This window comes from Nocardia neocaledoniensis, from assembly GCF_029868625.1.
Classification (GTDB): Bacteria; Actinomycetota; Actinomycetes; order Mycobacteriales; family Mycobacteriaceae; genus Nocardia; species Nocardia neocaledoniensis_A.
Map to the genome: position 1 here is coordinate 23,387 of NZ_JARWOJ010000352.1, position 7,450 is coordinate 30,836.

At 70.3% G+C, this 7,450-nt stretch carries 10 protein-coding genes; 3 read left to right on the forward strand and 7 right to left on the reverse strand.

The genetic code is table 11. The annotated features are described in order from the left end of the window. The first annotated feature begins 113 nt into the window (after positions 1-113). Entirely contained in the window at positions 114-995 is an 882-nt protein-coding gene (locus tag QH270_RS27305; protein WP_280346916.1) for a hypothetical protein, read from the forward strand. On the opposite strand, the gene QH270_RS27310 is transcribed toward QH270_RS27305, so the two are convergent. The 3 genes from QH270_RS27310 to QH270_RS27320 are packed head-to-tail and all read right to left on the reverse strand — an operon-like array spanning position 973 to position 2,703. Next, positions 973-1,830 (reverse strand): DUF1266 domain-containing protein, encoded by an 858-nt coding sequence (locus QH270_RS27310; RefSeq protein WP_280346917.1) that lies wholly within the window; start codon positions 1,828-1,830, stop codon positions 973-975. The two genes, QH270_RS27305 and QH270_RS27310, sit on opposite strands and share 23 nt — an antisense overlap. Positions 1,831-1,885: 55 nt before the next feature. Continuing rightward, positions 1,886-2,224: a YnfA family protein gene (locus QH270_RS27315; protein ID WP_280346918.1), complete on the reverse strand. Its 339-nt coding sequence runs from the start codon at positions 2,222-2,224 to the stop codon at positions 1,886-1,888. 17 nt (positions 2,225-2,241) lie between these two features. After that, positions 2,242-2,703, reverse strand: a complete 462-nt coding sequence (locus tag QH270_RS27320; RefSeq protein ID WP_280346919.1) for a YiiD C-terminal domain-containing protein — start codon at positions 2,701-2,703, stop codon at positions 2,242-2,244. A 116-nt stretch (positions 2,704-2,819) separates the two neighbouring features. On the opposite strand from QH270_RS27320, the gene QH270_RS27325 reads away from it, so the two are divergent. Both QH270_RS27325 and QH270_RS27330 read left to right on the forward strand, forming a co-directional pair. Further along, positions 2,820-3,515 carry an AraC family transcriptional regulator gene (locus QH270_RS27325; RefSeq protein ID WP_280346920.1) on the forward strand — a complete coding sequence of 232 codons (696 nt, stop codon included), beginning with the start codon at positions 2,820-2,822 and terminating at the stop codon, positions 3,513-3,515. 118 nt (positions 3,516-3,633) lie between these two features. Then, positions 3,634-4,122 carry an NUDIX hydrolase gene (locus QH270_RS27330; protein ID WP_280346921.1) on the forward strand — a complete coding sequence of 163 codons (489 nt, stop codon included), beginning with the start codon at positions 3,634-3,636 and terminating at the stop codon, positions 4,120-4,122. Here QH270_RS27330 and QH270_RS27335 read toward each other — a convergent pair. From QH270_RS27335 to QH270_RS27350, 4 genes are all read right to left on the reverse strand, one after another. Further along, on the reverse strand, positions 4,098-4,496 hold the full coding sequence (locus QH270_RS27335; RefSeq protein ID WP_233000233.1) for a VOC family protein: 399 nt from the start codon (positions 4,494-4,496) through the stop codon (positions 4,098-4,100). The two genes, QH270_RS27330 and QH270_RS27335, sit on opposite strands and share 25 nt — an antisense overlap. A 50-nt stretch (positions 4,497-4,546) precedes the next feature. After that, on the reverse strand, positions 4,547-4,960 hold the full coding sequence (locus QH270_RS27340) for an arsenate reductase ArsC (protein ID WP_280346922.1): 414 nt from the start codon (positions 4,958-4,960) through the stop codon (positions 4,547-4,549). A gap of 173 nt (positions 4,961-5,133) precedes the next feature. Beyond that, positions 5,134-6,435 carry a D-arabinono-1,4-lactone oxidase gene (locus QH270_RS27345; RefSeq protein WP_280346923.1) on the reverse strand — a complete coding sequence of 434 codons (1,302 nt, stop codon included), beginning with the start codon at positions 6,433-6,435 and terminating at the stop codon, positions 5,134-5,136. A gap of 60 nt (positions 6,436-6,495) precedes the next feature. Beyond that, positions 6,496-7,173: a TetR/AcrR family transcriptional regulator gene (locus tag QH270_RS27350; RefSeq protein WP_280346924.1), complete on the reverse strand. Its 678-nt coding sequence runs from the start codon at positions 7,171-7,173 to the stop codon at positions 6,496-6,498. Positions 7,174-7,450 lie beyond the last annotated feature (277 nt).

Genomic DNA, 7,450 nt, shown 5'->3' on the forward strand with positions numbered 1-7,450 from the left:
AGTCGAATCTACGCCGAGTACGTCACGGGCGACAGCCCCACCCGGACCAGCCGATCGACCGGCGGTGGGCCTCAGTAGGATCCTGCCCAGCGGGGGCTGGCCAGGAGGTGGCTGTGATCGAGGTGTGGGGTACGCGGGTCGCTGTTCGATACGCGGGCGGGCGGTTGGTGACGACGCCGCTGCGGGCCGACAACGAGGCCGCGCTCGATGTCGCGGTGGCCGAGCTGTCCAAGATCGCGCTCGCGACCACCGACGACGATCAGCTGGCGATGCTGCTGTTCTTCCGATCGGCGCGGATCGGGGCGGACGGGACGGCGGCGGATCGTCATCCCGTGCCGGTGTTCCTCGAGACCGGGGTGCGGGTGCAGGCACAGGTGCTGGTCCGGGCGGTGGAACGCGATCTGGTCGGGTTGCGCCGGGTGTTTCCGCCGCGCCCGGATCTCACGCCGCCGGCCCCGGTTCCCGGTCCGAACGGCGCGCGGCGCCCCGATGTGGCGGCCGCGGCGGCGCGGATGCGCAACGCGGATAATTCGGTGCGCGAGATCGAGATCCTGCACGGCTGCGTCCGGCCGGTCGAGTACGTGCTCGAGCTGGCCCAGGCCGGTCACGAGGGTGCGCCGGGACTGGTCGCGATCACCACGCTGCGCCTGCTGTTCGTCTCGGCGTGGGCGGTCTACGAGCTGCCGGTCGCGGTGGTCACCGGCGCGGAGGTGCGCACCGTGCCGGGACAGGTGGTGACCCTGCGGATCTCCGGGGCAGGCACCGAGCTGGACTTCCTCGACTGGGAGCCCGACGATTTCGGCCGCGTGGCCGAGGCGTTGCGGCTGGCGTGCGAGATCGAGCACGTCGACGGGTCGATCGCCTCGGCGCTGCCGTCCTCGGCGGATCTGTTCGGCGAATGGCAACTGCTGGTGGAGCGCCGCAAGCTGGGGATGGTCGCCGACGAGCCGTTCCGGCGTCAGGCGGTCGGCATCATGCTGGCGATGCCGGGCTGAACACCGGTGCCCCCGGATGCAGGGCCACCCGCCGCCACGGGCTCGACGGGCGCAGGTGCAATCCGGCGAGCATGCGCCTGCGTTCGGCGATCTGGGTCCGCGCCGAGGACAGGTCCTGGGTGGCCGCCCAGAAGATCGCGCCGGTGAGGAATCCGTCGCCGAGCTGACGCCAGTTGCGATAGTGCTGCCGGGCGCGGTCAAGGCCGCCGAGCATGTGCTCCCACGCCTCGTCCTCGGTGAGATAGCCCGCGGTGTGGGCGGCGCGGGCGATGAACACCAGGCGCGCCAGATCCCAGGCGGTGGCGTCGGTCTGCAACGGGGTGGGCAGGCTGTCGGTGATCCCGAGTTTGATGGCCTGCAGCCAGGCGTCGTAGTCGCGGTCGATGCCGGCGGGCCCGCGATAGCCGCGGAAACCGGAGAGGGTGTGCAGGAACTCGCGGTGCTCGTCGGCCAGGCCGGAGCGGTCGACGCGGCCCTGCTCGGTCGCGGCCGCGACGGCCAGCGGATGGACCAGCTCGAACAGCGGCGCGTGCATGCCGACGAGCAGCCTGCGGATGGTGTCGCGCGCGTCCTCGGCGTTGTCGACGCCCCACGACTCGTGTAAGCCCTCGATCGCGGTCTCGCGCCGGGTCGAGGTGCTGTCGTCCTCCTCGGGCAGGAAGGCGACACCGTCGCAGAACGCCCCCCAGCTGCGGCCGTAATAGGCCCCGACGGCCAGTGCCCTGATCCGGTCGTCGTCGATGGCCGCGCCCGACCAGACATCGGGCTCGTCGTCGATGTCGGGGCCGGGAAAGCCCGCGACGCGCGGTCGCTGCGCCGAACCTGCCGGTTGCATGGAGCCACCCCTCCGCCGAGCCGAAATGTCGTGGCCGGATCTTACGACTGCCGCGTCAGCCCACGGCGCGCGGTGCGTACATGATGATGCCGACGCCGATCAGGCACACCACGGCGCCGAGCACGTCCCAGCGGTCGGGCCGGAACCCGTCGAGCGCCATGCCCCACAGCAGCGACCCGGCGATGAAGACCCCACCGTACGCGGCGAGGATGCGACCGAAATGCGCGTCGGGCTGCAGTGTGGCGACGAATCCGTACAGGCCGAGCGCCACCACGCCGGCGCCGATCCACAGGAATCCGCGATGCTCCCGCACGCCCTGCCAGATCAGCCAGGCACCGCCGATCTCGGCCACGGCGGCGAGCAGGAACAGCACAGCGGAACGCACCACGGACACGGCCCGACCCTAGAACCTCAGCGGCCGAAGGCCCGCAGCTGGTAGAGCCCACGGCTGGTGGCGACCGTGGTGCCCTCGGTATCGGTGACCACCGCCTCGAGCACGAAATCGGACTTGCCGTGTTCGGCCGCCTCAGCCGCGACCCGCGCGATCTCGTCCTCGGTGAGCGTGGCCTCGGCGGTCAGGTCGGTGCGCGCCATCTTCCGGAAGGAGATGTCGAACGATTTCACCAGCGGATAGAAGGCCGAGGTGTCGAAACTGCCCGCGGTGATCGCGCCGCCGAGTACCTCCGCGACGGTGAACTGCACGCCGGCGTAGATGGCGCCGAAGTGGTTGCCGTTGCCCTCGACCGGCACGGTGGTGCGCGCGTATCCGTGGCGTACCTCGAGCGCGCGGACCCCCATCTTCGCCGCGGCGGGAATGGTGAGGGCGATGGCGCCGTTCACGGCCTCGACCAGCGAAGCGTCCTCGTCGGGCATGGGCACCGTCCTTTCGGTCTACCGTCCAGGTGGCCGGTGAGCCCAGAGTAGCGGCGGGCCGGGCGCTACCGGGCCGCTTCCGCGCACTGTCGGTGGGGCGGTCTACCGTCGAGAGGGTGGCGGAATACCGGGAACGCGCGGCACGGCTCGAGCGAGCCGTCGTCTGGACGCGCACGGTCGCGCCGGACGCGGGTCCGGTCACCGTGTTTCCCGACGGCTGCATGGACCTGATCTGGACCGAGGGCGCCCTGATGGTGGCCGGTCCCGACAGCCGCGCCTTCCAGGCCGCCGCGCCGAGGGCCGCGGAGTTCGTGGGAATCCGGTTCGCGCCGGGCACCGCGCCGACCCTGCTCGGCGTCCCGGCCACGGAGCTGCGGGACCAACGGGTTCCGCTGGGGCAATTGCTCCCCGCACGCCGGGCGCGCGAACTCGTCGAGCGGATCGACGACGCGCCCGACCGTGTGGCGGAACTGGAATCGATCGCACGGGAATTCGCGGCGTCGAGCGGACCCGCCGATCCAGCGCTCTCCGCGATCGCCGACACACTGGATGCCGGCGCCTCGGTGGCGGAAACCGCGGCGCGCGTGGGGATGTCGGCTCGGCTGCTGCATCGGCGGTCGCTGACGGCCTTCGGCTACGGCCCCAAGATGTTGGCCAGGATTCTGCGTTTCCAGCGCGCGCTCGCCGCCTTGCGCGCGGGCGTCCCCGCGGCCGAGACCGCGGCCGTCACCGGGTTCGCCGACCAGGCCCACCTGTCCCGGGAATTCCGTGACCTGGGCGGATGCTCGATCAGAGCGCTGCGGCCCGGCTGAGCGGCCGGTCGGCGCCCGGAAAGTCTCATTCGGCAACGCCGCGCGGGAAAGTTATGCTCACTGTGCACGCCCCGTCGCAGCAGGCAAGCCCGAACACCGACGAGAGGATGTGACCCCCATGATGGACGTATCGCTGTACTCCAACCTCCGTATCGAGGCCGAACGAGACGAAGTCCGTCGACTTGTGGTCGGTGCCGTCATCGTCCGGCACGACCGGGTCCTCATCCTGCGCCGCCGACGATCCGACTCGCTGAGTGGTCAGTGGGAACTGCCGAGCGGCGTCGTCGAGCCCGGCGAGGCGCTCGACGACGCGGTGGTCCGTGAAGTGGCCGAGGAGACCGGTCTCGAGGTCACCGGCATCAGCGACTACCTGGGCGAGTTCGACTACCTGTCCGGTGGCGGAGCCCGCACCAGGCAGTTCACCTTCGCCGTCGACGTCGCCGGACCCGGGCCGGTGACGCTGACCGAACACGACACGCACCTGTGGACGAGGCTGGACGGCGAACCGCCGGTCAGTGACGAGGTCGGCGAGATGCTCGGCCGCTATCAGCAGCGCAGGCGCGATCCGCGCGGCTGGTCGGCCTATTCGTTCGGCAACGGCGCGTAGAGGTCGATGCCCTGGCCGTCGGGGTCGGCGAGCGTGGCGTAGCGCTGGCCCCAGACGGCGTCCCACGGGGCGAGGTCACCGTGGTATCCGGCGTCGACGAGCTCGTGCCAGAGCTTGTCGACCTCGGCCGCGTCGGCGCAGCGGAACGCGATGCCGCTGCGCCCGTGACCGGTCGGCGGCTGCCAGCCGGGGGAGAAGGATGCCACGACCTGCTCGGTGTCGAGCAGGAAACGCAGGCCACCGGCGAGTTGGGCCTCGGCGTGGCCTTCGTTCTCCGCGCCCTCGGGGAACACGAGCCCGAGCTTGCGGTAGAAGGCGATCGAGGCGGCCATATCGGAGACGACGACGGAGATCGCATCAAGCTGTGGAGTCATATCCGCAGCGTAGGCGGGCCACGAGGCGATCGTCTTGAAGAAATCGGACCTCAGCGGGCCGGGACGGGCACCAGTTCGGCGATGAGGTTGCCGATCAGGATCCGCAGGTGGTCGCGAATACCGCGAACGACCTCGATGGGCTGCCCGGCCGGGTCGGCGAGCACCCAGTCGCGGTAGCTGATGCCGGGGAAATACGGACACACCTCGCCGCATCCCATGGTGACCACCACATCGGAGAGCCCGACCGCGTCGTCGGTGAGCGGTTTCGGTCGTTCGCCGGAGATGTCGATGCCGATCTCGGCCATCGCGGCGACGGCGGCGGGGTTCAGCTCGGGTGCCGGTTCGCTGCCCGCGGTGCGCACCTCGATCCGGTCACCGGCCATCGCACGGAGGAATCCCGCAGCCATCTGCGATCTACCCGCGTTGTGGACGCAGACGAACAACACGCTGGGAGTGTGGGCCATGGTCGCCCTTTCGGTGCGGGAGCGAAGTGCTTGTGGCGCTTCGGGTTATCGCCACCATCATTCCATCCGTACGCCCACCCGCGCGGGCGGTGCGGAACAACCGGCGACACAATTGTCCGGCGATGTCCGCACGGCCGTGCGCAGCTTCCTGGCGCGTACGCGGCGGTCCGAGGTCAGTCCAGGGTGCCGAGGACGCGATTCACGTAGTCGTTGGCGAACACGCCGGTGGGGTCGAAGCGGCGGCGGACCTCGGTGAAGCGGTCCCACTCGGGGTAGCGGGGCCGCAGGGTCTCGGCGGTCTGGAAGTGCCGCTTGCCCCAGTGCGGGCGGCCCGCGTACCGGTCGAACACCGCTTCGCAGGCGCGGAAATACGGCTCCCACTCCATGCCCTGGTACTGGTGCACGGCGATGTAGCAGGTGTCGCGCCCGCCCGCGGGGGAAAGGAACGCGTCGTCGGGTGCCACCCAGCGGACCTCGATCGGCATCGGCGTGCCGAAACTTTTGGTGAGCTCCACGATCTCGCGGATCGCGGCGGCCGCGTGCTCGCGCGGGATCGCGTACTCCATCTCGGTGAACCGCACCAGCCGCGGTGACGCGAAGACCCGGTAGGACCGGTCGACCTTGCGGTTGTGACTGCCCGCCTGGGTGGCGACGCGGTGGATGGCGGGGATGGCGGCGGGAATCAGCCTGCCCGCCTTGCACATTCCGTCGAACACGTGATTCGACAGCAGCACGTCGTTGAGCCAGGCCGTGAGCCGCCCACGCGGCTGTTCGAGCTCGTCGGTGCGGTTGCCCGCCTTGGTCATCGCCACGCCGCTGTGGGCGAAGACGAAGAACTCGAAATGGTCGTTGCCGTCGACGAATTCGTCGAGATCGGTGAGAACGTCGTCGAGCGGCACCGGCCGCTCCACGAGATCGAGCACGAACGAGGGCTCGAGCTGCAGGGTCACCGCGGTGACCACGCCGAGCGCCCCGACGCTGACCCGCGCGGCCCGCCAGCCGTCGGGATCGGTCTGCTCGTCGAGTTCGACGCGCGTGCCGTCGGCGCGCAGCACCTCCACCGCGTGCAGTGCCGCGGAGATGTTGCGCAGCCGGGCGCCGGTGCCGTGGGTGCCGGTGGCGGTCGCGCCCGCGATGGACTGGGTGTCGATATCGCCCAGATTGGGGAAGGCCAGGCCGTGGGAGTGCAGCAGCGGGCTGGCCGCGTGCAGGGTGAGGCCCGCTTCGACCCGGACCCGGCCGGTGGCGGTGTCGACGTCGAGCACGCGGTCGAGACCGCCCAGGTCGATCAGGGTGCCGTCGGTGAGGACGGCGTCGGTGAACGAATGGCCCGAGCCCGCGACGCGCACGGTCCGGCCCGCGGCGGCGGACTCGGTGACGATCTCGGCCAGTTCCTCGACGTCGCGCGGAGCGGCGACGACGGCGGGTGCGCAGCGCTGCTCGCCTGCCCAGTTCACCCAGGTGTTCTTGGTCATGCGTCCAACTGTAGAGGATCAGCTGTGACGCGCGCTACTGAACCGGGGGAGAACCGCTGCTCAGCGCCGTCGGCCGAGGCAGCCCGCGGCCTTGGCCTGCTCGACCTCGGTATCGGTCAGCGGGTCGACGAGCAGCGGGACGCGAGGCACCGAGTCGGTGCGGACGCCGTTGAGGGTGATGGCCATATAGCGTTGCCACACTTGTGAGTTCACCGGCGCGGCGAACTCGGCGAAGGACGCGACCATGTGGATCAGCGCGAAGAAGTCGGTGGTCGTGACATCGGGGTGGACCGCGCCTGCCGCGCGGGCCCGCTCGACGATCCCGGCAACGGTGGGGCGGATCCGGTCGCGCAGTTCGGCGAAGCGGGCCGGGTCTTCCTCCAGCTCGAGCATCACCTCGCCGAAGCCGCGGTTGGTCGCCATGTGCTGGCAGGCGTGCTCGAAGAACTCGACGAGGGCATGCCACGGGTCGGGGTTGCTCATCGCCTTGTCGGCGGCGTCGGCGAAGTCGACGATGTGCTGGTCGAAGACCTCGGCGATGAGCTCCTTCTTGTTCGCGAAGCGCCGATAGACAGTGCCGACGCCGACGCCGGCCCGCTCGGCGACGTCGTCGAGGGTGATCTCCAGCCCGTGATCGGCGAAGAGCTCGCGGGCGGCCGCGACGATGCGCGCCTGATTGCGCGCGGCGTCGGCGCGCAGTCGGCGGGGCGGTGTGGCAGTCGTCGTGGCGTGATTCACAACTACATCCTATCAATCCGGGGATTAAGTGGAGGTGGTTTCTCCGTTACTCTGGTAGCTTCGATGGAAGCGGAGGGGTCACCTCCGATTGTGCCACCACTTCGACCGCCAGCCTTCTCACAAGGGGAGTTATGACCACCACACTCGACACCGGGACGAAGAGTCCCGCGGCCGCGGGCACCCGCCGCCCCGGGTCCCCCCCCCAGCGCGGGGGGGTGCGTGGCGTCCTCGGCATAGCCCCGCGGATGGTCGTGGTCGACGCGGCCATCGTGAACAA

What these genes read in the sequence shown, in the direction of transcription:
- QH270_RS27310 (WP_280346917.1), bottom strand. Translation starts at nt 1,830, where the DNA reads ATGCAACCGGCAGGTTCGGCGCAGCGACCGCGCGTCGCGGGCTTTCCC.
- QH270_RS27320 (WP_280346919.1), bottom strand. Translation starts at nt 2,703, where the DNA reads ATGCCCGACGAGGACGCTTCGCTGGTCGAGGCCGTGAACGGCGCCATC.
- QH270_RS27330 (WP_280346921.1), top strand. Translation starts at nt 3,634, where the DNA reads ATGATGGACGTATCGCTGTACTCCAACCTCCGTATCGAGGCCGAACGA.
- QH270_RS27335 (WP_233000233.1), bottom strand. Translation starts at nt 4,496, where the DNA reads ATGACTCCACAGCTTGATGCGATCTCCGTCGTCGTCTCCGATATGGCC.
- QH270_RS27340 (WP_280346922.1), bottom strand. Translation starts at nt 4,960, where the DNA reads ATGGCCCACACTCCCAGCGTGTTGTTCGTCTGCGTCCACAACGCGGGT.
- QH270_RS27345 (WP_280346923.1), bottom strand. Translation starts at nt 6,435, where the DNA reads ATGACCAAGAACACCTGGGTGAACTGGGCAGGCGAGCAGCGCTGCGCA.